Here is a 23567-nt window from a genome sequence, read left to right as displayed (position 1 = left end):
AGTGTTTCTAACGTACTTTCCTTAGAATTGATTTTGTCATTTTCACTATTGGGCTTGATCCCATTCATTACAAAAATGGTAGTTAATAAAATGAAAAAAGATGCAGTAAGCAACGATTGGACAAAACCGAAGAAATTTGACCGTAACCTTATTGTTATTGGCGCTGGGGCTGGCGGTTTAGTAACGAGTTATATCGCAGCGGCTGTGAAAGCAAAAGTGACTTTGATTGAAGCAGGAGAGATGGGTGGGGATTGTCTGAACTACGGTTGTGTGCCAAGTAAAGCTATCATTAAGAGCGCCAAAATGGCGAATCAGTTTAAAAACGCTCATCACTATGGATTAGAAGATTCGATACCTCAGTTTTCATTCAAAAAAGTAATGCAGAGGGTGCATGATGTTGTTGCTGAAGTAGCCCCTCATGACAGTGTTGAACGCTATACCGATCTTGGCGTAGAAGTACTTAAAGGTTACGGAAGGTTACTCGACCCGTGGACGGTAGAAATTTCGTATGAAGATGGAACATCAAGCAAACTCACGGCTCGAAGTATTGTTATCGCTACTGGGGCAAGGCCATTTGTTCCGCCTTTGCCTGGTATAGAAGAAACTGGATACGTCACCAGTGATACTCTTTGGACAGAGTTTGCAAAACTTGATACAGCACCAGAAAAATTAGTCGTATTAGGCGGTGGGCCAATCGGTTCGGAACTGGCACAATCTTTCGCCCGCTTAGGTTCTAATGTGACGCAGATTGAGATGGCGGATCGCATTATGATCCGAGAAGATCTTGAGGTGTCAGAATTCGCTACCAAAGCATTGCAAAAAAGCGGTGTTGATATTCTTACCTCACATCAGGCGCTTCGATGCGAACTGAAAGAAGGTAAAAAAATCATTGTTGTTAAACATCAAGATGAAGAAATAGAAATCGAATATGACCAGCTTCTATGTGCAGTTGGCCGCAGTGCGCGCCTTGAAGGCTATGGTTTGGAAGAGCTGGGCATTGAGACCAATCGTACCATAGTAACCAATGAATACTTAGAAACACTTCATCCAAATATTTTTGCTGCAGGTGATATTGTCGGGCCATATCAGTTTACTCATGTTGCGGCGCACCAAGGGTGGTATGCGGCAGTGAATGCCTTATTTGGACAGTTAAAAAAGTTTAAAGTGGATTATCGCGTTATTCCTTGGGTAACCTTTATTGACCCAGAAGTGGCACGTGTAGGTATCAATGAATATGAAGCGAAAGAGAAGGGCATAGACTACGAAGTCACGCGTTTCGAGTTCAAAGAACTTGACCGAGCGATAACGGAAAGCTCAACCGACGGTTTTATTAAAGTGATTACGCCGAAAGGGAAAGACAAGATATTAGGTGTAACAATTGTATCGGAACATGCTGGCGATTTAATTGCAGAGTTTGTATTAGCCATGAAACACGGTCTAGGTTTAAATAAAATACTGGGCACGATACATAGCTATCCAACCTGGGCAGAAGCGAACAAATACGCAGCAGGTGAGTGGAAGCGCGCCCATGCTCCTCAGACTATCTTACGTTTATTAGAGAAATATCATACTTGGCGACGGGGTTAACGGCATTGAGGCTCTCAAATTGATATAGTTTATATGAACTGCTAATCGCATTGATATTTAATAGGCCATACTATTTCGCGTGATTGACTGCATCGCGAACCTAGTGTGGCCAAATTATTTTTTGAAGGACTGAAAAGTGAAGAAATTTGTTAGCCTTGTTACCATCATTTATACCCTTACCTTATCGAGTGCGTTTGCCTCGCAGAATGTAAATCTCAAGGGAACCGTAGTAGAGGCAATGAACTCAGGCGGTTATGCCTACGTTCTCGTTGAACTGGAGTCAGAGCACAGATGGTTTGCTGGCCCTAGCGCGCAGATCAATGTTGGTGACGTGGTTTCGTTTAACGAAGAAGGAATTGCTATGACTGAATTCCATAGTAAAAGCCTAAATCGTGACTTTGACGTTATCTACTTCGTAAATGCCATTCAAAATGGTAATACCGTATCAGCGGTAGCAGGGAAAAAATCGATGGCGGGTATGGTAACAGAAAAGATAACTCCTGCAGAAGGTGGACAAACTTTAGCTGAAATCGTGGCGCAGAAAGAAGCAATGTCTGGTAAAACCGTTATGCTACGTGGCAAGGTGGTGAAATTTAGCCCACATATTATGAAAACTAATTGGTTACATATCCAAGATGGCACTAGTGACGCCGTAACAGGTGTGGGTGATTTAACTATCACTACTTCTGACTCTGCAAAAGTAGGCGATATTGTCACCATTACCGGTAAGCTAACTCTGAACAAAGACTTCGGTTATGGCTATAAATACGATCTCATTATTGAAGACGCGACCGTTGTAACAGAGTAGTTTGTCTATTTATCTGCTAATCCGTTTAACCCTAATGCTAAGGCTGAACAGTTTTCGTTTAAAGGACAACATATGAACAATAGTTTAAAGCTAGTTTTGGCGGCTTCATTCTCTATTATACTTACTGGCTGTTTTAGTGAGACAAATAATTTACCTGATCAGAAGCCAGATTACGCTTATGAGCTGGATACGTGGCAGGAAAATTCGGAAATTTATGAGTTCACGATGAAAGCGAACCCAGAAAAGGCCTGCGTGATGTTAATGTTGGACTCAGGCAAAGACATGGGGTTGTCCTGTATCCCTAAAGGGCCGCAAGGTGAAAGAAAGAGCTTGTTACCCGCTGATTACGCCTATGAGCTTGATACTTGGGCCGCTAACTCGGAGATTTACGAATTCACGCCGCGATCAAATACGGACTATTCGTGCATTATGTACATGCTTGATTCAGGCAATGCAATGGGGTTACGTTGTGAACCCAAAGCGATGAACACTTTGAGCTCTCAAGCAGCTAAAGAATAGTAGCTATCCATTATCTATGGATGCAGGCTATTTTTGCGCAAGCTCTGTTAATACTTGCTTAAACGTTTCTACCGGATGAGCGCCAGTTACAGCACTTTCGTGATTGAACACCACAGTTGGAACGCTAGAAACACCCAATTGAGTCCAATAACGTTGTGCTGTGCGTGTTTCTTCTCGGCGTTGCATATCATCTAATATTTTAATTGCTTCAGCGCCATCTAGGCCGATGCTGTTAAGTTCTTCAGTCAGAATATTTCTATCTGACACGTCTTTTTGTTCCGTGAAAAAAGCACTGAATAGGCGTAATTTAAGCTCTGTTTGTTTACCTTTTTCTTTGGCATATTCGAGTAAAATATGTGCATCAAAGGTATTTACCATCTTCATATCATCGAAATACTTAAACTCAAAGCCGCTCTCTGCACCTTGCTTCGTGATGTTATCCTTTGCACGTGCACTGTCTTCTGCTGACGAACCGTATTTTCTTGCCACGTGTTGTCTTAATCCTTCGCCTTCTGCTGGCATATCTGGATTCAGTTCGAAAGGTTGCCATTCTATCTCTACTTGATCCTGCATCCCTAATTCATTGATGGCGGTTTCTAAATGTTTATAACCTACAATGCACCAAGGACAGACAACATCAGATACAATATCGAGCTTTATTTTGTTTTTCATTTTTATCCTTAATTTTACTTCGCAAAGGTTAATTTATTGAGTTGCCATCTAGAAATTGTTGATTGAACGATTGTTCATGTCTCGATTATATTACACTTGAAATACTATTTTCAACAGTAGATTGGTGCCGTTATAGCAATTGCCTATTGGAGAAAATGAACACAATGTCACGCTTTGAATGTGAACAGAAAGTGATCTAGCGTAGCTTTCTTAAAAAAGCATTGCACGAGATTACATTTTGTTCATAAAAACCATAGTGTTTATTTTTATTATAAACTTATGGATGTGTGTCAAAGCATAATTTTACCTTATGGTTACTCTATGGCAACGGGCTATCGAGTAATGAGTCAATAGTATTTGTCTTTCAATGTTCTCTGTATGCGAGTAAATGAACATCAGGTCGGCATGTGCTAAAAAGAGTGCAATAGAAGATCTGGTTTGACCATATAGCGCATTGAAGTAAGAATTATGTGTGGAAGAGTGTTTTACGTTTTCCATAAACATCATACTCGTCAGGCATCCAGTAAAACTAACAAGGTCTACGTACAATGTTTAAAATACCTGTTCTGATTGTTGAAGATATTAAAGAGATGTCAAGTTTGCTCTCAGAGCATATATCTACACTTTATCCCTACCAAGTCGTTGGTATTGCGCCAACTATTGCTGATGCTCGAATGATGATAAACCACTTAAAACCCTCGTTAATTATTTTGGATAATTACTTGCCCGATGGAACAGGACTAAGCTTGATTAAAAGCCTCAGAGCCAAAGATAACCCTATAGACGTTATTTTTGTCACGGCGGCTAATGATTCAGAGACAGCAGTTTCAGCGATTCGTTTTGGTGCGTTCGATTACCTTTTAAAACCATTTTCACTTTCCCAAATAAGTGATTCACTTGAACGGTACTTTGAATTTAATCGAAGCATTTTTATAGAAAAAGATGAGAACATTAATCAATCGTTTGTTAAGCGGATATATAATACCCATTTAATCTCGGATAATGTTACCAATTATCCTAAAGGAATCGATTCAATCACTTTGCAAAAGGTGTTGTCTGCGTTTGGTGAAAGCGATGTATTTACTGCTGATATGATAAGTGAAAACACAGCAATTAGTCGAACCACCGCTAGACGCTATTTAGAATATGCAACCAATACAGGTCAGCTTTTTGCTGACATAGAACATGGCAAAGTAGGAAGACCTCAACGTACTTTTCGTTTATCGTCTAATAAGCACACTCATTCTGCTGAATAGAGAGATTAAACAAAGCGTTTTTTGTCTATTTGGCGTTAACGGTTAAATTGTATTTTACTAGTGCTATTCCCAACCGGTATCACAACATACCAAACTCTTTATTTGCGTAAAACTAACTTATAAACAGAGAGTTTGGTATGAGTAAATTCTTGGTAATAAAACGAAGGATTTCGTTGATACATGGTGTCGGCAATGAATGCTACGTTTCGTATTTAAAAAGCGTGTCAGTGAGGTTTCTTGTTAATGTAGGGCCGACTTGATATGCAGGGGAGTTTACTAAAATGTGCCAAGAATGGGATCAAGTACTTGCTTGTCGTAATTGGGGTCTGTAGTTTTATCATTATGGTGTATCAAGTCTGGCGTATACCCAATTTCGACGGTGCAACTATATACAAGGTGAGCTATTCTCCCGATGGCTTGTATAAAATGAGTGGAGTGTATTCTAAGTCATTGTCGAATAAATCTTATTCTTTGTTAACGTCGCTAAAAGATAATCGGCTAGTGGCAATTGTTCCGTCTGGTCAGCTTGGTACAGGCGAAAAGGACTCATGGACTTGCAGCCAAATTGTAGAGATACCCTGCGCAACGTTTTTTCCAAAGTCACACCCCAAACATAACGCATCATCCTGCATAGTTAACTCACTTATTGAGTTAGAAAGCTGTGTCGAATACGTAGCTGATATTAATGACAAACACCACACGATCTCTCTACCACCTTCTTATTGGCAGCAATTGCACGCTTGGTTTGTTGTGATGCTTCAAGGAAAAAACAATGGGGTAATGTCAGAAAACTAAGTCGTTAACGTCGCTACAATCTTATCTAAATCATCTTTAATATCTCTGAGTAAAAGCCTCAGAGATATTTGCATATTAGAGAGCGAAATTAGGTGAACATTACAAAGAAAGGTTACCTTCAAAGATCTTTTTAGCTGTACGTATAAGTGATATTGAAGATACTTTGCCTTCGGTTCTTGCTACTTTTAGGTCGATAAAACCTGAAGGGTGTTCAATACAACAGTCGACCAGTTGTTCACCTTGCTCTAACAGGTTAGAGCTAACCGTATCTGGATGGCATAGCGACATGGTCAACGCTATGCTACCGGTGACTGCAATAGCTTTGTGGCAACGAGCTGGGACATAATAGCGTGCAGAAATAGTACCTCTATCCGTCGCGGGTTTAGAAATTAGGATTGGTTTTGGAATGACCTTGTCTGAAACATCACCTAAACCCATCATCTCGCCGGCTTGTCGGCGTATCTCTTCGAGTTTTTCAGTGAAGTTGGTGTCCGCATCTAATTCTGCTGGGCTTTCATAACCTGTCTTACCAAATTGTGTTGCATCAACAATCATAACTGGGATGGCGGCATCAATGCAGGTGACATCTAAGCCTTTGATAACATCTTGCACATTTCCTGTTGGAAATAGCTTGCCTGTTTTCGCACCCTCAACATCTAAAAATGTCAGTTCGATTGGGGCTCCGGGGCTGTTTACACCACTTATATAGGTCTCGCCATCATAATTTACTTTTTGGTTCGGTGTTTGAACGTTGGCGTGAATGATCTTGTTGGTATTGACGTTTCTGATGCGGATAAGGGTTGTATCACCGGTGGTCTCTACTAATCCTTTTTCAATGGCAAAGGGGCCAACGCCGGAAAGAATGTTTCCGCAGTTTGGTAGGAAATCGACATTCTTCTTTTCTATACCTACTTGAGCAAATAGGTAGTCTACGTCTACATTTGGATCTTCCGATGGCCCAACAATGGCTATCTTACTGGTTAAGCTGTTACCTCCACCAATGCCTTCAATTTGCAGTTCGTGGCCCGATCCCATTGCTTTCATAAGAACTTCTGCAATATCTTCACGATCTTGTGGTAAATCGGACGCGAGGAAATAGGGGCCGCGAGATGTGCCACCACGCATTAACGTACAAGGTAAATTAGTTAGCTGATTCATAAGGTTCTCTTTTCAATCTAGTTACTTGAAGGGTCGAAACCTATCTTGTTTTAAATTGAAAAGAGGTTGTGGGAAGGGAGTTACCTGTTGCGGTGAAAATAAAAGACAGTATGGTGATAATGGACATTATTCCGCAACGGTTAGGACGATTTTCCCTATGTGTTCTTTTTTTATGAACTGAATCTGTGCGGTATTGATTTCTTTAAGCGGAAATGTATTTGCCACTAGTGGGGCAAGATCTCCTGACTCGATATGATTAACTAGATTTTGAAAGACCTCAGGGGCCAAAACCGTGCAACCAAAAAAGCTCAGATCTTTTAGATACAGCGTCCTAATGTCTAATTCAACGAAAGCGCCACCAATAGCACCAGATACGGCGTAACGACCACCAGGGCGTAATATCTCTAAGTATTGTGGCCATTGCTTTCCTGCTACGAGATCAATTACGACATCAACACTATTTTCACCAACTATTTTGCTCAGGTCTGCGTTACGATCTACTACTTGGTCGGCTCCAATATCCAGCAATTGTTGGTCTTTATTGGGACTAGTGATGGCAATAACGTACGCCCCGCGAGCTTTGGCTAATTGAATGGCCGCAGACCCAACACCGCCAGAAGCACCAGAAATGATGACTCGGTCAGATGTCTTAATTACAGCTCGGGTGAGCATGTTTTCTGCCGTTGAATAAGAGCAAGGAAACGAAGCCAGATCAGTATCCGATAAATGACTATTAATACGGTATGCATGCTGAGATGCGACAACGGTAAACTCAGCAAAGCCACCGTCACATTCAGAACCAAAATACCAAGGGGAACTTAGGGTCTGTCCATTAACTTCATTCAAACATGGTTCGATAAGGACACGCTCACCAATACGTTGTGTATCGATATTTTTTCAGACTGCAACAATCTCACCACAAACGTCGGCACCTTGTATCCAAGGAAACTGGAGCGAATTGCCAGACCAACTCGCCTTATCGTCAAGGTTGTCATCTTTTGCGTACCAGCTAATTCGCGTATTAATATCGGTATTGTTTACTCCCGCAGCCAAAACTCGAATGAGCACTTCGTTGTCTGAGGGCGTAGGAACGGCAATGTCATCTCGGTACTTAAGCTTTTCAGAGCCACCGTAACCAATGAGTTGTATTCCTTTCATTTTTTCTGGAATGTTCGCCATGATGAGTATCCTTAAGCTTTATTATTTAATTGTTGTAGTTAAAGGTGGCTGCTCACTCAGTAAACATAAAGCCGCTTTCTCCGCTGATTTCACGACATCACCGCCCAGTACTGGCCATGCGCTTGATACTCCTTCATGAAGCAAGTACAAAGCGGTAGCGAGATCTTCTCTTTCACTCTGCGTTCCCAAAAAGCGGCGAATTTCAGTTTTGTGTGTTTTTACCGCTTGGTTTACCAATGGGTTATCAGGAAAAGCAGAAATGGCATTCATCGACATACAACCATTCGGTGCGTAGTTCATCATCCATATTTCAAGCCTAGCGAATATATGGGGGATTGATTTGTTTTTGTCTTCGGGTAAACCTTCGGAAAGAAAATGAAGGTACCGGTGGTGGCGATGCTCTAACGCGCCAGCAATCATGGCCTCTTTAGACGGATAATATTTGTAAAGCGTGCGTAAACTTACATTGCAGGCTGTTTTTAACTTTGCCACGCTCGGTTCGGCAAAACCATGTTGACTGAACGCTTCTTCAAGGCTTTTCGCGATTTGTTCTTTAGACATACTGCCTCTGTAATTTGATATTCTCCTACGCGAAGTAGAACGTTTATTCTACCGCGTGGTAGAGTGATCGTTCTACCGTGTCAAGGTCATCAAACTAGCGAGAATTAATTGTGTGGAAATGAACCTTGCAGTACAAAATAGATCAAAATAAAAAAGCCACTACAGTGAGTAGTGGCTAGGGTGTGATTTTATCTATAATACATTGTGCAAAGCATTAAGCCGTTAAGCAGTAGCTGCTTTTTGTGCTTTCTTTTTTCTTTCATGTTGCTGATTATTGGGAACAAAACAACAGCCACAACCGCAATCAAAATCACCACAGTAATTGGTCTTTCAAAGAAAGACATAAAGTTACCGTCCGAGATGAGCAATTGTCTTCTGAAACTCTCCTCCATCATGTTACCTAAGACAATGCCTAAGATTAATGATGCAGCAGAGAACTTAAATTTACTAAAGAAGTAACCCAAAATACCAAATGCAAGCATGACCCAGATTTGGAACATGTCGTTTGACCTTGCGTAAGCACCAATAATAGAGAACATTACAATCATTGGAGCGATCAGGCCGTATGGTAATTTAAGAACCGCTGCAAACGCTTTAACTGCATAACGACCGCTGAAGAATACAACGATACTTGCAATCAGCATTGAAAAGAAAATGCAATAAAGTAGTAGCGGCTGTTCAGCCATCAACTGTGGGCCCGGTTGTAAGCCTTGTAAAACAAGTGCAGCAAGGATAATTGCTGTTGTTGGCGACCCAGGGATCCCCAGCACTAGCGTTGGAATCATTGCACCACCACCAGCAGCATTGTTTGCTGTTTCAGGAGCAAGTACCCCTTCTTCTGCACCTTTACCAAACATCTCTTTATTCTTGCTAGATCGTGCCGCTTCGCCATAACTTACAATAGAAGCGATGGAACCACCAGTACCGGGCAAGATACCAACACAAGTACCGATAACTGCAGACTTGATAACAGTAGCTTTGTACTTGAAAAACTCTTTAAGGCTAATACTTTCTAGGGATACTTTACCAGCATCACCAGTGGTTTTTTCATTTTTAGTTTTGCGGTTGATAACTTGTTTGAATACTTCTGCCATAGCAAAAGAACCAATCATGATTGGGATGTACTCAATGCCGTTTAGGAAGTTTAGTTGACCAAAAGTGAGCCTTGAGACGCCCGTCATTGGATCCATACCGATTAACGCAATAAGAATACCAATTAGACCTGTAGAGAGTGCTTTCGGTAGATCTTTAGAACCAACAGATGAGATGCAAGCCATACCAAGAAGGGTTAGTGCAAAGTATTCAGGGCTTTGGATCTCAAGGGCAATGACGGACAGAGCTGGCGCGAGCAATAACATAACCAATACAGAGAAGATACCGCCAAACGATGAGCCAGACATAGCGAGACCAAGAGCCTTACCTGCTTTCCCGCTTTGCGCCATGGGATAGCCATCAAATGTTGTTGCTACCGATTCTGCAGTACCTGGAGTATTGAACAGAATAGCGGTTATCGAGCCACCGTAAGCCGAGCCAGCATATACAGCTACTAGCATAATGATTGATGCATTAATACCCATATAGTAAGTAAATGGGATCATTAAAACGATGCCCATTGAAGAGCTAATGCCGGGCAGTGTGCCAAAGCAGACTCCTAAGCACATACCCATAATGATCAGGGCGAAGTTAGTCGGAAGAAACACTACCTGGAGTGCTTCCACTAATAAATTAAAATCCATTATTTCTCTCCAGAGATTAGTAGATAAGGTAACTTAGTGATTCGAAGATACCGATACCGCGAGGTAGGGGAATACTGAGTATATTTCCGAAAACAAACGTAAATGCTAAAGAAGCAATGACCGTAGTTAATATCAATTTTTTTGGTTTTCTCTCGTTCAAAATGAACATGACCAAAGAAATGATGACGACAGCACCAAACCAGAAACCCACATAACCGATGGTTAACGCAAAAAGAACGATTGTGCCGAGAAGGGCTATGAAACCAGGGTCCAATTCTTTAATTTTGCTATTTTTTTCTTCTTGTGAGCTCTCTTTATATTTTTTCACTGCTTTATAAAGCGAGGGAACTAATAATAAGACTGCCAAAATAATTACGGCTTGAGGGAATCCAGCAGGACCAATAGGGTCTGTCATTCTTGCGGTATTAATATCCAGTGTCTCATTAAAAAATAGCCCCATTACGGCCAGAAGGAACACGTGAAAGATTATTTCGCCCATTTTAAATTACTCCATTTATATAGCCTCTATTGAGGCTATATATATTATTTTAAACTTTATTATTTTAATCCGACTTGTTTAGCTACAGCGTCAAACTTTTTATATTCGCTTTCCCACTGGGTATAAAATCCAGCTGCATCTAAATAGCCTGGACGTATATCTACAAGATTAAGTGCCGCGAAATCTTTATATTCTTTTGTGTTATAAGCCGACTGCATTTTGTCGATTAAGTAAGATTTAATCTCAGGTGCGGTTCCTTTTCTAACAACAAAACCGCGCCATGAACCTATGGTTACGTCGTAGCCAAGTTCTTGAGATGTCGGTACTTCTTTAAATACATCAAGCTGAGTGATTCGTTCTTCGTTGAGTACTAGCACGGGCTTAACTTTGCCATCTTTAATGTAATTAACGGCGGAAACGATTTTATCCAGATAGATATCTACTTCGCCACCAAGTACGGCTGCTTTTACTTCAGAACCAGATTTGTAAGGGATAAATTTAATGTTAACACCTGTTGCTGCTGCTAACGCATTCAGTGTTAAGTCATCAAGGCCACCTGGGCTTACACCACCAAAGGTAATTGGGTGATCCTGACCATATTTGACGAGGTCCTCAAACGATGTGAACTGACTTTCACCAGGTAGACAAAGTACATAGATGTCCGATTGGATGCGAGCTAGAGGTTCAAAGTCACGCATGAATTTAACGGCATCACTTACTTCTAGTGCGTCAGAGATTACCATTGAAGGCGTGACTTCAAGAACCGTATAACCATCTGCTGGTTTTTGAGCAGCGTACACCATGCCAACCAGACCGCTGCTGCCTTTTTTGTTTACCGCTTGAATAGGTTGGTTCATATCTTTTGCCATTAGTTCAGAGAACTTTCTTGCAAAAGTATCACTCGCGCCGCCTTCACCAAATGGGATGATTAGCTCAATCGGTTTTTCAGGGTAATTCGCTGTATCTTGCACTTTATTTGATTCTGGTCCGCAACCAGCAAGCACTACTACGCCTGCTAAAGCCATAATCTTTTTCATGTTAAAATGTCCTTAAATCTCATTATAAAAAGTCGATATCAAAATGTGGGTCAAAATTCCTATAGATGAATTTTGTTGCCTGAGATGGATATTAGTTAAAAATAGAATCACTCTATGTGATGCCTACGTATTTAGATTCGAGCCACAAAAGTTGTTATGGTTTTAATGGACAAAACATAGAATGGACTAAATTATTATCTAGTTAGAATTAGATAAGATATTAAAGATTGATGTTTGAGTGGTTTTTGGAATTTACTTCCTTCTTTAAGTAAATATTTTATGTATACTTATGTTGTTAGTTAATTAACTGGAATGCCATATTTTGAAGCCAATTTCTTTTTTCAGCGTATATTTGTTGTTATGTCCTTATCGGCCATACTTATCGTACTTTCATTCGAGGTTATTCTTTACGATAATATTAAATCGGTACGCATTGAAAGTATGCAAAGTCTTGCATTAACTCAAGCTCAACTTATTGCTTCTAACCAAGATTTACAGTTTGCTGTCTTTAAGCAAGATGGTAAATCGGTCAGTGGATTAATGGAAAATTACAATCCGCCACCAGATATTGATTATGTTTCTATTACCAATGATAAACAGGTTCGTATCTACCATAGTGAAGGACGTGGTATTGGTAAGAAGCTGATAGATGCAAACCTTGAAAGAATCTTGAATGGTGAAATAGTGACGCTAGTCAGCGCTGGAATCGAAAAAGAGTTACTAATAAAGGCGAGGGTTCCGGTTTTATACAAAGGTGATTATGCAGGTATTGTTTCCGTTGGCATGAATTATGAACAAGCTCTGAGTAAATTAAACCAGCGTTTTCAAATAACCATCATTCTATCCATTTTAATACTTGGTGGCTCAACGTTATTTAATCAACGGTTTACGGGTTATATCAGTCGAAAAATGCAGCACCAAAGCCCGCAGCAAATTGAAATGGCACTCAAGTTAAGGCAAGGAATTCTAAATACAGTATTTGAAGGTGTCATTGCTGTCGATAGTAAAAATCGTATATTGGTGATCAATGATTCAGCCCTTAAAGACCTTCATATCTTGGATGAAAGAGAGGACGTTCACAATACCTATATAGACCAATATCTCTATCCAACCGACTTTTTCAATGCCTCTAATGAGAGTGAGGTGAGCGATCAAACCATTAGTTGCAATGGCGAAACTTTAGTGGCTAACCGTCGATTTATGTTTAACGACCAAGGTGAAAAAACCGGTGCGGTTATCAGTTTTCGTTTACGTCGCGAAAAGGAAGCGTTGGAACAAGAGATAAATGCAGTAACCAGTGATAAAGAGAATTTAAGAGCGATAATCCATGAGTTTAATAACCAGATGTCGGTGATTTATGGCTTATTACAGATGGAAAAATATGAAAAAGCGATGGACTTTATACAGTCAGAGCACAGCAGTAAACAGAGTGATATTTACAGTGTGTCAAAAGCATTCAGAACGCCAACGCTGGTCGCCCTTGTGTTAAGTAAAATGTCACGAGCCAAAGAGTTAGGTGTTAGATTAGAGATTGACCCAATGAGCAGTATCCAAACCGATGACCTGCCTTTTAGCGAAAACAAGTTAACATGTATTGTTGGTAATCTTATTAATAATGCATTTGAAGCTATTGTGCGTTCTGAAGTTGAAGAGAAGCTGGTTAGGCTTTTTGTGCATCAAGGTGAAAATCTATTGATTGAAGTAGAAGACAGTGGTGATGGTATTAAAGAAGAGGATATCGATAAGATATTTGAGCGAAAATACACTAAGAAGACAGAACCTAATCACGGTATTGGCCTTAACCTAATTCATACTATCGTTAATAAAGCAAACGGCACGATTATCGTAGAACAGTCTGAATTAGGCGGAGCGCTATTTAATATTTATATTCCTAAGCAAAAAATAAAAGCAAAAATAGAAGAGGAGTTGGCTAACGTAAGTACTCGTTAGGCGAATAACGCGTCCACGATATAAATGTACCTTTGTTTAACACGGTATCGTTTTGTTCGTACGTTGACTTTGAATTAGTGTATATCCACCGGACATTACGATAAGTAGACTACCTAATAGAGTCATCAAGTCTGGTGATTCGCCAAAAATCGACACCCCGATGATCAACGCAAAAAGAAGTCGAGTATATCGAAAAGGTGCAACAACGGAGACATCTCCAGTGCGCATCGCGATGGTTAATGCGTTATAGGCTGCTACACCAAATACGACGGCTCCAATTATTTTAGAACCCGCGATAACGTCAAGGTGTAATGGTTCTCCACTGTAGACAAACATCCCAATACCAGTAGGGATCAGGACAAAAAAACCATAAATACCCAGTTGTGTATTCGACAGTGTTGGAGGCGCGGCTCGAGTAGCAAGGTCTCGGCCTGCAAATCCTAATGTTGCGACAACGGCAAACACCGACGCCGTTTCAAACCCTTCAAGGCCAGGACGAATGATCATTAACACCCCAATCAAGCCGACTAAAACTGCAAGCCAACGTTTTACCCCGATATTTTCACCAAAGAAAAACGCAGCACCCAGCATGGCGATTAAAGGGGTAGCTTGTAATATCGCAGAGGCACTAGAGAGTGCGGTTAGTGTGATGGCTAATGCAAAAGAGAGCCGACCAATCACTTCACAAAAAGCTCGCACAATTATCGGTCGAGACAGAATGGCAGGGTGGAAGATGATATCTCCATTTCTTTTGGATAACACGGCGAAAACTAAGGTACCACCTAAACCAAATAGTACCAGTATCAAACCAACATTAGTGCTGCTCGCTGCCGCTTTTATGAACATATCTTCTATGGAGAATGCCGCCATGGCGAGCACCATAAAAATGCTTCCTCTAGTATTATTCAAAAATGTGCTCCAATCCTTCCTTGAATTTGCTTACGAGCATAACTCAATCTATTACGTTCATTAAACCCATACTGTCTTTTTTCTTAAATAGTCATGCTGTTATAAGTCACGTTACTCGTTCTAGAAAGCATGAAAGATGTCTGTATTACGTTAAAAACCGATCATCAAGACAGGAACCGGAAGAATGAAAGCAATTTATGACCAGTATCTCAGCAAGTGTTCAGAAAGAGCTACACAAGGCATCGAAAAAGCAAGCCTAAACAGTGAAGAAGTAGAAGCTTGCTTTGCTATCTTACAGTCAGAAAACGATAAGCAGCTTATCGATACTGTCGTCGAACTTTTATGGCATCAAACACCGGCTGGTGTTGATGAGGCTGCGAAAACCAAAGCGGATATTTTGCAAGAAATTGCGCAAAGTGAAAGAACGGTACCGGGTATTTCACCCGTTGACGCAACCAAGATGTTGGGGAGCATGGTTGGAGGGTATTGTGTCGATAAGTTGATCGAATTGTTAGAAGATGAAAAATTGGCAACTACCGCAGCGAAAGCACTGCAAGAAATGATTTTAGTGTATGAGAAAGCAGACGAGGTAGTTGAGAAAGCAAACCGTTCTAATATGTATGCTAAAGCGGTTGTAGACAGTTGGGCGAATGAAGAGTGGTTTACTAAACGCCCTGCGGTGGCCGAGTGTATTACCATGACGGTCTTTAAGGTTTCGGGTGAAAGTACCACAGATGATTTTTCACCAGCACCTGATGCGTGGTCTCGGCCTGATATTCCTATGCATGCGAAAAGCATGTACAAGAATCGCCGTGATGGTGTTGAGCCTAACGAAGAAGGTGCAATTGGACCTGTGGCCCAAATTGATGTTCTGAAATCAAAAGGGTATCCGCTATGCTTTGTTGGCGACGTAGTAGGGACAGGTTCATCACGCAAGTCCGCAGCAAATTCATTACTTTGGTATATCGGTGACAATATTCCCTTTGTTCCAAACAAGAAAACTGGTGGTGTAGTATTAGGTGGCAAGATAGCACCAATTTTTTTCAACACACTTGAGGATTCAGGTGCTATGCCGATAGAAGCAGACGTTTCATCGCTTGAGACGGGTGATGTCATTGATATCTACCCTTATCAGTGTGTAATTAAACGCAATGGCTCTGAAGAAATACTAGTCCGGTATGAATACAAACACGACGCGATACTTTCTCAGGTAAGGGCTGGTGGTCGCATCCCGTACCTAATTGGTCAGTCGCTAACGAAACGAGTTAGAGCTTCGCTTAACATGCCAGCCAAAGAGAGCAATCAGGATATAGCACAAGGTCCGTTTACTTTAGCTCAAAAAATGGTGGGTAAAGCTTGTGGTGTTGATGGTGTAAAACCCGGCATGTTCTGCACTCCAACCGTCACAACGGTAGGCTCACAAGATACCACTGGCGGAATGACGCGTGATGAGATAAAAGACCTTGCTTGCACTCATTTTAATGCCAGCCTTGTGATGCAATCCTTTTGCCATACATCGGCTTACCCTCGTGTCATCGATAGCAAACTGCATGCAACATTACCGGGCTTTTTTGAGTCTCGTGGTGGTATTGCATTGCGTCCGGGTGATGGTGTGATTCATTCGTGGTTAAACCGAATGTTAGTTCCCGATACATTAGGAACGGGTGGTGATAGCCATACACGTTTTCCTGTCGGCATCTCTTTTCCTGCGGGATCTGGCTTGGTGGCTTATGCTGCGACCACGGGCACCATGCCTATCGACATGCCGGAATCGGTATTGGTCAAGTTTAGCGGGGAGATGCAACCAGGTATCACCTTACGGGACTTGGTACACGCGCTTCCCTATGTTGCAAAGAAAAAAGGGTTACTCACATTAGAAAAAGCAAATAAAGTGAATGTTTTTTCTGGTCGCATCATAGAGATTCAGGGTTTGGAACATCTCAGCGTTGACGAAGCGTTTGAGTTGACAGATGCCTCTGCTGAACGCTCATCTGCGGCATGCACGATTGCACTATCTGAAGAGAAAGTGATTGAAAATATGCAATCTAACGTCACGTTACTTTATTGGATGATTGAAAACGGATACGGCGATAGGGCAGCCCTACAAAACCGCGTGGATGCGATCAAAACGTGGTTATTAAACCCGGTATTGCTTAAAGCGGATGAAGGGGCGCAATATGCTGAAGTTATAGAGATAGATCTGAATAACATTAGCGAACCTATCTTATGTTGCCCCAATGACCCTGATGATGCGCGATTGCTTTCGGAAGTGACTGGCACGGAGATTGATGAAGTATTTGTGGGGTCATGTATGACTAATATTGGTCATTTCCGTGCAACTGCTAAGTTACTTGAAGCGCAAGGTGATATTGCTAAATCAAAATTGTGGTTAGCGCCACCGACAAAGATGGATGATATGAAACTTCGTCAAGAAGGCTGTTTTAATGCTTACGTTCGTTATGGTGCGCGTGTTGAAGAACCGGGTTGCTCGTTATGTATGGGCAATCAAGCAAGAGTAGGTGAAGGAACGACAGTTGTGTCTACTTCCACCCGTAATTTCCCGAATCGTCTTGGTACGGGAGCTAATGTATACCTAGCCTCTGCAGAATTGGCAACAGTGAGTGCAATATTAGGGAAACTACCTAGTGTAGAGCAGTACCAGAAAGCTGCCGTTAATTTAGACGAGACAAAAGAGCGTATCTACTCCTACTTATCGTTTGATAAAGACCCGATGTATAACCGTGAGCTGAATTTGTTAGTGAGTTAGCAGTTCGTTTTGCTTACAAACTAAACCTTCGCTATTACTCTTAATTCGAGCGCCTTCGGGTGCTCTTTTTTTGCGTAATAACGTACGGCATGTCTAATAACCCACTTTAATTCTTTATTCGCGGAGGTTAGCCATGCATCGCATAGGTCGAACACCAAATCCGGGTGATCTTTTGCAATATCCCCTAAGCTATTGGCGACACTCCTTTGGACATAAAGACTAGGATCATTTTTTAATGACTCTAATATCGGAATGATAGGCGAAGGGTCATTTATAAAGTTTGGAATATTCTTTCCCCATGGCAATTTAGGACGTGATCCTTCAGAACAAAGCCTACGCACATCTTCACTGGGGTGATCTAACCAGTTGTTAAATACGTCTAGCGTTCGTTCTTGCTGCTCAATTAGAAAAGGACGTATAGAAAACTCAGCTGTAAAACGTTTGGTCAATTCGACTTGTGCTTGAATGGATACATCAAATGGGTCATCGCCGTTATTATTGTTAGAGTCGAGTCCAAACTCGGCTATATAAGAACTGAAGGGGAGATAGTAAAAAGCGGCTATACCTAAGGTTTCATCAGGTTTTGAAGGCGGCAACATGCTTGCGACTATGACTTCTATTGCATCACTGTAGTTGCTCGGTAAAGTTTGTCGTAAGCATATGGCAATGTGTTTGGCACGTGCCATGATTGAAAGTGGCTCTATTCCATCGTTAGCATTTTGAGCGAAGGTTTGTACATCAAACTCAGGGTAAACCAACTCAATGTTACGGGCCATAAAACCGATGGCTCTTTCGTTCAACTGCTCTTTTAGTGGGACACCTTTGACAATACCACGTGACGACGATGGAATTTGAGCGCGTTTATAGTTTGGAATTTCAATCATGGGTTTAACCTAAAGAAAAGTAAGTGATGTCACTCAGCCTAACATGGGGTTGCTAGACCGAGTATATCGAGTCTATAAGATTAAACTATATTGGCATTATTTGCTTAGTGCGTCTTTTAAAAGCTCTAATCTATCTTGGCCCCAGAATTGCTCTCCATTAAAGTAATAGGCAGGCACTCCAAGTACACTTTTTTCGATTGCTTCGGCTGTATTGGCTTCATATATACTTTGGACTTCATCGGTTTTAGCTTTTGTCATGATGGTATCGGCGTCGAATTTTAATTCAGTTAAAATGTCATGTATCACCGTCTCTTCTGAAATGTTTTTTTCCTGTGACCAACAGGCTGCCATTACTACGTTGGCAAACTTACCTGCACTGATGCCAGATTCTTGCAATGCAATGACGCATTTATCGGCGAGCGCTGGGTTAGTTGGAAAGAAGGCGGGTTTCAAGATCAGTGGTAGTGATCGCTTTACTGACCAACGCGTTAATTCAACTAATCGATAGGCTTGTCGACTGTTTGAACGTTCACCGAGTGGAAGCGTGCCATTAACCGCAAAAATTTGCCCTAGTATTACAGGCTTATAGTGAATCTTTGCGTTGGCTTTTTCACTTGTTTGCAATAGAAGTGAATGTCCAAGATAGGTAAATGGCGAGATGCTAGTGAAGTAGTAATTGATGGTTTTGCTCATGATGTTCATATCCTTTATGTTTTTTTGAATTCAATTTCTATTTTTACTTGAGGTCTGATTGTTAGAGTGCGATAAAAATGTCATCATTATGTCCAATTAATATGATAATTAATCCGATTTTCAATATTTGGCTTAAGTATTTCGCACTAATATCAATAGAACACTGAGGTTTTTATGGTAAAGCTTGACCGACTTTCTGCTCTTATTGCTCGATTTGAACTTCAGGCGGAAGTGGCCTGTGATTTAAAAAGTGCCAATTTATTTCTATTGGCTGATGCGGAAAGTGGTGAACTAAATAGAATTGAGTTTTGGCCTATAGCCAGAGAAGAGCTCGACTTTGTTCCTATGAAGGGCGAGTTAATGGTTGCTGCCTCGATAAATTTAGGGGGAGCAAGTAACCCTCTTGCTAGAGCTTTACCTAGCCGCGTTACACTTTCTATTGAAGAAGAGAGTAATCTACAAGATCTCGCGCAACTTATTATTGGCGAAATTAATGACCAACGTTGCGGTCAAGCTACAACGTTACAAAAATTGTTTGAGGTTATGGTTATTATACTTCTGAGAAAGGTAATGAGGCAGCATGCCGACAATCCAGGTTTAGTTGCAGGCCTTGCCGACGAGCGCCTTAGCAAAGCATTGGTCGCTATCCATGAGAAACCAGAGTTTGATTGGAAAGTAGAAGATCTAGCTGACACCGCTGGTCTATCACGTAGCCAATTTATGCAACGTTTTAAGACCTGTGTTGGACATACACCGGCTCAGTATCTACGTGAATGGCGACTGTCTCTTGCTAGACAAGATCTAGAGAAAGGTGATCGTGTAAAAGCGGTAGCCCAGCGGTATTGCTATGGCAGTCAAGAGGCGTTGAGCCGAGCATTTAGCCAACGTTACGAATGCAGTCCAGCTCAAGTTCGAAGAGGGCAGATATAACCTTTTCTCGCTGTGGCATAGTTAAATCAGACAATCTTTGTGAATAAATTCATAAACACCACTTAAAGGTTTTAACACCGCAGAAGAGCATGATTTCTATCATGCTTTTTCTTTTCAATAAATAGGATAGTTACTGAGTAAATCTATTATTGAGATGTATCGGTGCAGCATTCATATTATTTCCAAAAAATTAGCGCAAGTAACGTTAAGAAAATGGCTAAAGTAGAACAGTTTCTAACTCAAATTGGGTTGGGGATAGATGACGATGTCGAGATTTTCGTTGTCGCTTATGAGGACGCAGAAATTGTTGGTTGCGGCGCATTAGCAGGGCATATGTTGAAGTCGGTTGCTGTTAGTGATGCACACCAAGGTTATGGGTTATCAACAAAGCTACTTACGGAACTGGTTACTATGGCATACGATCTCGGCCGGTATAACCTATTCATTTACACTAAGCCTGAAAATTATGAGATGTTCCATGCTGCAGGCTTTTATCTTCTTACATCGGTAAAAGACCGTGTCATTCTTCTAGAGAACAGCAAAACACGACTCAGCAATTATAGTAAAAACCTTGCCAAACAGAAAAGAGCCGGCGGGAGGATTGGTAGTATCGTTATGAATGCAAATCCATTCACCAAGGGCCATCTTTATCTTGTAGATAAAGCATCTAAAGAGTGCGATTGGGTACATCTATTTGTCGTAAAAGAAGATAATTCATTTTTTTCGTATCATGACAGAATGAAAATGATACAAGCAGGTGTCGAGCATTTTAATAACGTTATCGTTCATGAAGGCTCAGATTATATGATCTCAAGAGCAACGTTTCCTAGTTATTTTCTAAAGGATGAAGGTGTTATTAATTACAGTCATACTGCGATTGATCTACAGTTGTTTCGTAATTTTATCGCTCCATCTTTAGGAATTACCCACCGCTATGTTGGTACAGAACCTATTTGTAAAGTGACTCGGTTTTATAATCAACAAATGCATCAATGGCTTGATACTCCAACGTTAGAATTACCTCCAATATCTCTGGTAGAAATACCGAGGCAGGAACTGAGTAATCAACCTATATCCGCATCTTTAGTTCGTCGTTTACTTTTTCAAAATAGATGGGACGAGATAGAACCAATAGTGCCAAAAAGTACCTACAAATATATGAAGAATCTTTTTGATGAAGAAATCTCTGTTTATCAAACGAAGAGAGAAAATGCTAAACGTACTTCTACTACACCCCAAGTTGGTTTGCATGCTTAGGCGTTTATGATTTATTGACTCGTGAGGTTTTTCTGACCGATGCCAAGCTTTTGCTTGGCATTTTTATTTCCTAATTCATACCTTTATAAACGAACAAGTTTAATACTTGATTATGTTGTTTTAGTTTTTAATGTTCTCAATGAATTTAATATTAAATCAGATAGATATAACTATTAGTTAAGTTTATTAAAGCCATATTAGTTGTTTAGTAGTTGAAATTGAATGATGGACTTCACGGAGTTGAATTCGGCTAGTCAGATAGAATTCGTGGACACTAATCACCAACAGGTTTGGAATTTTCATGAATGAAGGTCCAATTATTCTCGAAGGCGTAACACTAATGCTACTCGGCATGGGGTTCGTTTTCTGTTTCTTAGCGTTATTAGTAGGTGCAACACGCTTACTGTCCACTATCGCTATGAAACTCGAACCAGCGGCTCCGGCATCTACTTCAATTACAAGTACTGTACCAGTCGCGTCAGACGATTCAATGGTTGCTGCAATCACGGCGGCGCTTCATCACCATAAGAAAAAATCAGTCAATAACTGTAAGACTACAGGGAATTTCTAATGTCCAAAATTATTAATCCGTTAGGTATCACAGATGTGGTATTGCGCGATGCACATCAATCACTATTTGCTACTCGTCTTCGCATAGACGATATGCTACCTATTGCTTCAAAACTCGATGAAATCGGGTACTGGTCTCTAGAATCTTGGGGCGGAGCGACATTCGACTCATGTATTCGCTTTCTTGGTGAAGACCCTTGGGAGCGTCTAAGAGAGCTAAAAAAGGTGATGCCGAATACAAAGCAGCAGATGCTTTTCCGAGGTCAGAATATCTTGGGTTATCGTCACTATGCTGATGATGTAGTGGACAAATTTGTTGAGCGAGCGGTAGTCAACGGCATGGATGTGTTCCGTGTATTCGATGCATTGAATGATGTTCGTAATATGAAGCAAGCGATTCAAGCGGTAAACCGTCAAGGTGCTCACGCTCAAGGGACTATCTGCTACACAACTAGCCCTGTGCATACGATGCAATCTTGGGTTGATGTTGCTGAACAGCTAGTTGAGTGTGGCGTCAACTCTATCGCTTTAAAAGATATGTCGGGAGTGATGTCTCCATATGAAGCGTATGAATTGGTCTCAACACTTAAAAAACAGTTGGATGTTGAACTGCACCTTCATTGTCATTCGACGGCTGGCATAGCCGATATGACGGTACTTAAAGCTATTGAAGCAGGTGTCGACCGGGTAGATACGGCCATTTCATCCATGAGTGGCACTTACGGGCATCCAGCAACAGAATCTATTGTTGCCGCTTTAAAAGGTACAGAACGAGATACGGGGTTAGATATTGAAAAGCTGGAAAATATCGCCGCGTATTTTCGTGAAGTCCGCAAGAAATACCACGCTTTCGAAGGTCAAATGAAGGGTGCAGATTCTCGTATCTTAGTTGCTCAAGTCCCTGGCGGAATGTTGACTAACATGGAAGGCCAACTGAAGCAGCAAAATGCGCTAGATAAAATAGACGAAGTACTAGAAGAGATCCCGCGTGTTCGCAAGGATCTTGGTTATATTCCACTGGTTACGCCTACGTCTCAAATTGTCGGTACTCAAGCGGTGATTAACGTAATGATGGGCGAACGCTATAAATCTATTACTAAAGAAACCGCAGGAGTCTTAAAAGGCGAGTATGGTAAAACCCCGGCACCAATGGATGCAGAGCTGCAAGCGCGTGTTTTAGATGGTGCAGAAGCGATAGTTTGTCGTCCAGCTGACTTAATAGATCCAGAAGTGAATAGCCTGACAGAGTCCGTTATTGCTAAAGCAAATGAGAAAGGAATTACACTGGCAGAAAATGCCATTGATGATGTCCTCACGGTGGCTTTGTTTGATCAGGTCGCTTGGAAGTTTCTCGAAAATCGTAATAATCCAGATGCTTTTGAGCCTTTACCAACCGTTGCGGAGCCAACACCAAAGGCGGATACAAAATCGAATAAAGACGATAGTGCCGTGTATACCGTTAACGTGAATAACCAGTCTTATGTGGTGCAAATAAACGAAGGTGCTGATGCGGAAGTATTAGCCGTTGCGAATACAGCGCCTATTTCTGCACCTACTGCAACTGCTGCGACACCGTCTGGAAACGCTGAAACTGTTTCTGCTCCTCTCGCGGGTAATATTTGGAAAATACATTCTAAAATAGGCCAACTGGTTAAAGAGGGAGACATTCTTCTTATCCTAGAAGCGATGAAGATGGAAACAGAGATCAGAGCTGCACGCGATGGTGTTATCGAAAGCGTTACTGTTTCTGAAGGCGATGCCGTTCAGGTTGGCGATGCACTAGTTGCAATTGCATAAGGG

General features: G+C 41.3%; 20 protein-coding genes and 1 pseudogene. 11 read left to right on the top strand and 10 right to left on the bottom strand.

Going from position 1 to position 23567, the window contains the following annotated elements; all coding sequences use genetic code 11:
- Nucleotides 1–90: 90 nt before the first annotated feature.
- From PGX00_RS15590 to PGX00_RS15580, 3 genes are all read left to right on the top strand, one after another.
- Nucleotides 91–1587 (top strand): dihydrolipoyl dehydrogenase family protein, encoded by a 1497-nt coding sequence (locus PGX00_RS15590; RefSeq protein ID WP_322107893.1) that lies wholly within the window; start codon nt 91–93, stop codon nt 1585–1587.
- A 136-nt stretch (nt 1588–1723) separates the two neighbouring features.
- Entirely contained in the window at nt 1724–2395 is a 672-nt protein-coding gene (locus PGX00_RS15585; protein ID WP_272138262.1) for a hypothetical protein, read from the top strand.
- Nucleotides 2396–2467: 72 nt separating this feature from the next.
- Nucleotides 2468–2914 carry a hypothetical protein gene (locus PGX00_RS15580; protein ID WP_272138260.1) on the top strand — a complete coding sequence of 149 codons (447 nt, stop codon included), beginning with the start codon at nt 2468–2470 and terminating at the stop codon, nt 2912–2914.
- 27 nt (nt 2915–2941) lie between these two features.
- Here the strand turns inward: PGX00_RS15580 and PGX00_RS15575 are convergent, their stop codons facing one another.
- The gene (locus tag PGX00_RS15575; RefSeq protein WP_272138259.1) at nt 2942–3586 is read right to left on the bottom strand and encodes a DsbA family oxidoreductase; all 645 of its coding nucleotides are present in this window, start codon (nt 3584–3586) and stop codon (nt 2942–2944) included.
- A 548-nt stretch (nt 3587–4134) separates the two neighbouring features.
- On the opposite strand from PGX00_RS15575, the gene PGX00_RS15570 reads away from it, so the two are divergent.
- Together PGX00_RS15570 and PGX00_RS15565 are read left to right on the top strand one after the other, a co-directional pair.
- A complete protein-coding gene (locus PGX00_RS15570) occupies nt 4135–4842 on the top strand; it encodes a response regulator (protein ID WP_272138257.1) in 708 nt (235 codons plus the stop codon).
- A gap of 306 nt (nt 4843–5148) precedes the next feature.
- A complete protein-coding gene (locus tag PGX00_RS15565; RefSeq protein WP_272138255.1) occupies nt 5149–5637 on the top strand; it encodes a hypothetical protein in 489 nt (162 codons plus the stop codon).
- A 99-nt stretch (nt 5638–5736) separates the two neighbouring features.
- On the opposite strand, the gene PGX00_RS15560 is transcribed toward PGX00_RS15565, so the two are convergent.
- The 6 genes and pseudogenes from PGX00_RS15560 to PGX00_RS15535 form a co-directional block, all read right to left on the bottom strand.
- Nucleotides 5737–6795: a 4-oxalomesaconate tautomerase gene (locus PGX00_RS15560; protein WP_272138253.1), complete on the bottom strand. Its 1059-nt coding sequence runs from the start codon at nt 6793–6795 to the stop codon at nt 5737–5739.
- A 126-nt stretch (nt 6796–6921) separates the two neighbouring features.
- Nucleotides 6922–7974, bottom strand: a pseudogene (locus PGX00_RS15555) (alcohol dehydrogenase family protein).
- Nucleotides 7975–7995: 21 nt separating this feature from the next.
- A complete protein-coding gene (locus tag PGX00_RS15550; protein ID WP_272138251.1) occupies nt 7996–8535 on the bottom strand; it encodes a TetR/AcrR family transcriptional regulator in 540 nt (179 codons plus the stop codon).
- A 188-nt stretch (nt 8536–8723) separates the two neighbouring features.
- Nucleotides 8724–10271, bottom strand: a complete 1548-nt coding sequence (locus PGX00_RS15545) for a tripartite tricarboxylate transporter permease (protein WP_272138249.1) — start codon at nt 10269–10271, stop codon at nt 8724–8726.
- A 16-nt stretch (nt 10272–10287) separates the two neighbouring features.
- On the bottom strand, nt 10288–10770 hold the full coding sequence (locus tag PGX00_RS15540; protein ID WP_272138247.1) for a tripartite tricarboxylate transporter TctB family protein: 483 nt from the start codon (nt 10768–10770) through the stop codon (nt 10288–10290).
- A 59-nt stretch (nt 10771–10829) separates the two neighbouring features.
- Complete coding sequence (locus PGX00_RS15535; protein ID WP_272138246.1) at nt 10830–11807, bottom strand: Bug family tripartite tricarboxylate transporter substrate binding protein; 978 nt, start codon at nt 11805–11807, stop codon at nt 10830–10832.
- A 312-nt stretch (nt 11808–12119) separates the two neighbouring features.
- On the opposite strand from PGX00_RS15535, the gene PGX00_RS15530 reads away from it, so the two are divergent.
- The gene (locus PGX00_RS15530; RefSeq protein WP_272138244.1) at nt 12120–13757 is read left to right on the top strand and encodes a sensor histidine kinase; all 1638 of its coding nucleotides are present in this window, start codon (nt 12120–12122) and stop codon (nt 13755–13757) included.
- A gap of 36 nt (nt 13758–13793) precedes the next feature.
- On the opposite strand, the gene PGX00_RS15525 is transcribed toward PGX00_RS15530, so the two are convergent.
- Nucleotides 13794–14666, bottom strand: coding sequence for a DMT family transporter (locus PGX00_RS15525; protein WP_272138242.1), 873 nt, complete (start codon nt 14664–14666; stop codon nt 13794–13796).
- Nucleotides 14667–14859: 193 nt separating this feature from the next.
- On the opposite strand from PGX00_RS15525, the gene PGX00_RS15520 reads away from it, so the two are divergent.
- The gene (locus tag PGX00_RS15520) at nt 14860–17433 is read left to right on the top strand and encodes a bifunctional aconitate hydratase 2/2-methylisocitrate dehydratase (protein WP_407702410.1); all 2574 of its coding nucleotides are present in this window, start codon (nt 14860–14862) and stop codon (nt 17431–17433) included.
- Nucleotides 17434–17453: 20 nt separating this feature from the next.
- On the opposite strand, the gene PGX00_RS15515 is transcribed toward PGX00_RS15520, so the two are convergent.
- Both PGX00_RS15515 and PGX00_RS15510 read right to left on the bottom strand, forming a co-directional pair.
- A complete protein-coding gene (locus PGX00_RS15515; protein ID WP_272138238.1) occupies nt 17454–18317 on the bottom strand; it encodes a hypothetical protein in 864 nt (287 codons plus the stop codon).
- Between the two features lie 96 nt (nt 18318–18413).
- Nucleotides 18414–19010: a 2-hydroxychromene-2-carboxylate isomerase gene (locus tag PGX00_RS15510; RefSeq protein WP_272138237.1), complete on the bottom strand. Its 597-nt coding sequence runs from the start codon at nt 19008–19010 to the stop codon at nt 18414–18416.
- Nucleotides 19011–19184: 174 nt separating this feature from the next.
- Between PGX00_RS15510 and PGX00_RS15505 the strand changes: the two genes are divergently transcribed.
- The 4 genes from PGX00_RS15505 to oadA all read left to right on the top strand — a co-directional run bounded on the left by PGX00_RS15505 (nt 19185) and on the right by oadA (nt 23564).
- Nucleotides 19185–19940, top strand: coding sequence for a helix-turn-helix transcriptional regulator (locus PGX00_RS15505; RefSeq protein WP_272138236.1), 756 nt, complete (start codon nt 19185–19187; stop codon nt 19938–19940).
- Between the two features lie 162 nt (nt 19941–20102).
- Complete coding sequence (citC, locus tag PGX00_RS15500) at nt 20103–21197, top strand: [citrate (pro-3S)-lyase] ligase (protein WP_272138234.1); 1095 nt, start codon at nt 20103–20105, stop codon at nt 21195–21197.
- Between the two features lie 301 nt (nt 21198–21498).
- Nucleotides 21499–21768: an OadG family protein gene (locus PGX00_RS15495; protein ID WP_272138232.1), complete on the top strand. Its 270-nt coding sequence runs from the start codon at nt 21499–21501 to the stop codon at nt 21766–21768.
- Nucleotides 21768–23564: a sodium-extruding oxaloacetate decarboxylase subunit alpha gene (gene oadA, locus PGX00_RS15490; RefSeq protein WP_272138230.1), complete on the top strand. Its 1797-nt coding sequence runs from the start codon at nt 21768–21770 to the stop codon at nt 23562–23564. Before PGX00_RS15495 ends, oadA begins: the two co-directional genes overlap by 1 nt.
- Nucleotides 23565–23567 lie beyond the last annotated feature (3 nt).

Source organism: Vibrio algarum, assembly GCF_028204155.1.
GTDB lineage: Bacteria > Pseudomonadota > Gammaproteobacteria > Enterobacterales > Vibrionaceae > Vibrio > Vibrio algarum.
This window is presented reverse-complemented; position numbering and strand designations above follow the sequence as displayed.

Excerpts from the sequence above, each read along its gene's own strand:
- PGX00_RS15590 (WP_322107893.1), top strand. The coding sequence starts at position 91 with ATGAAAAAAGATGCAGTAAGCAACGATTGGACAAAACCGAAGAAATTT.
- PGX00_RS15580 (WP_272138260.1), top strand. The coding sequence starts at position 2,468 with ATGAACAATAGTTTAAAGCTAGTTTTGGCGGCTTCATTCTCTATTATA.
- PGX00_RS15575 (WP_272138259.1), bottom strand. The coding sequence starts at position 3,586 with ATGAAAAACAAAATAAAGCTCGATATTGTATCTGATGTTGTCTGTCCT.
- PGX00_RS15570 (WP_272138257.1), top strand. The coding sequence starts at position 4,135 with ATGTTTAAAATACCTGTTCTGATTGTTGAAGATATTAAAGAGATGTCA.
- PGX00_RS15560 (WP_272138253.1), bottom strand. The coding sequence starts at position 6,795 with ATGAATCAGCTAACTAATTTACCTTGTACGTTAATGCGTGGTGGCACA.
- PGX00_RS15550 (WP_272138251.1), bottom strand. The coding sequence starts at position 8,535 with ATGTCTAAAGAACAAATCGCGAAAAGCCTTGAAGAAGCGTTCAGTCAA.
- PGX00_RS15545 (WP_272138249.1), bottom strand. The coding sequence starts at position 10,271 with ATGGATTTTAATTTATTAGTGGAAGCACTCCAGGTAGTGTTTCTTCCG.
- PGX00_RS15540 (WP_272138247.1), bottom strand. The coding sequence starts at position 10,770 with ATGGGCGAAATAATCTTTCACGTGTTCCTTCTGGCCGTAATGGGGCTA.
- PGX00_RS15535 (WP_272138246.1), bottom strand. The coding sequence starts at position 11,807 with ATGAAAAAGATTATGGCTTTAGCAGGCGTAGTAGTGCTTGCTGGTTGC.
- PGX00_RS15530 (WP_272138244.1), top strand. The coding sequence starts at position 12,120 with ATGCCATATTTTGAAGCCAATTTCTTTTTTCAGCGTATATTTGTTGTT.
- PGX00_RS15515 (WP_272138238.1), bottom strand. The coding sequence starts at position 18,317 with ATGATTGAAATTCCAAACTATAAACGCGCTCAAATTCCATCGTCGTCA.
- PGX00_RS15510 (WP_272138237.1), bottom strand. The coding sequence starts at position 19,010 with ATGAGCAAAACCATCAATTACTACTTCACTAGCATCTCGCCATTTACC.
- PGX00_RS15505 (WP_272138236.1), top strand. The coding sequence starts at position 19,185 with ATGGTAAAGCTTGACCGACTTTCTGCTCTTATTGCTCGATTTGAACTT.
- PGX00_RS15495 (WP_272138232.1), top strand. The coding sequence starts at position 21,499 with ATGAATGAAGGTCCAATTATTCTCGAAGGCGTAACACTAATGCTACTC.
- oadA (WP_272138230.1), top strand. The coding sequence starts at position 21,768 with ATGTCCAAAATTATTAATCCGTTAGGTATCACAGATGTGGTATTGCGC.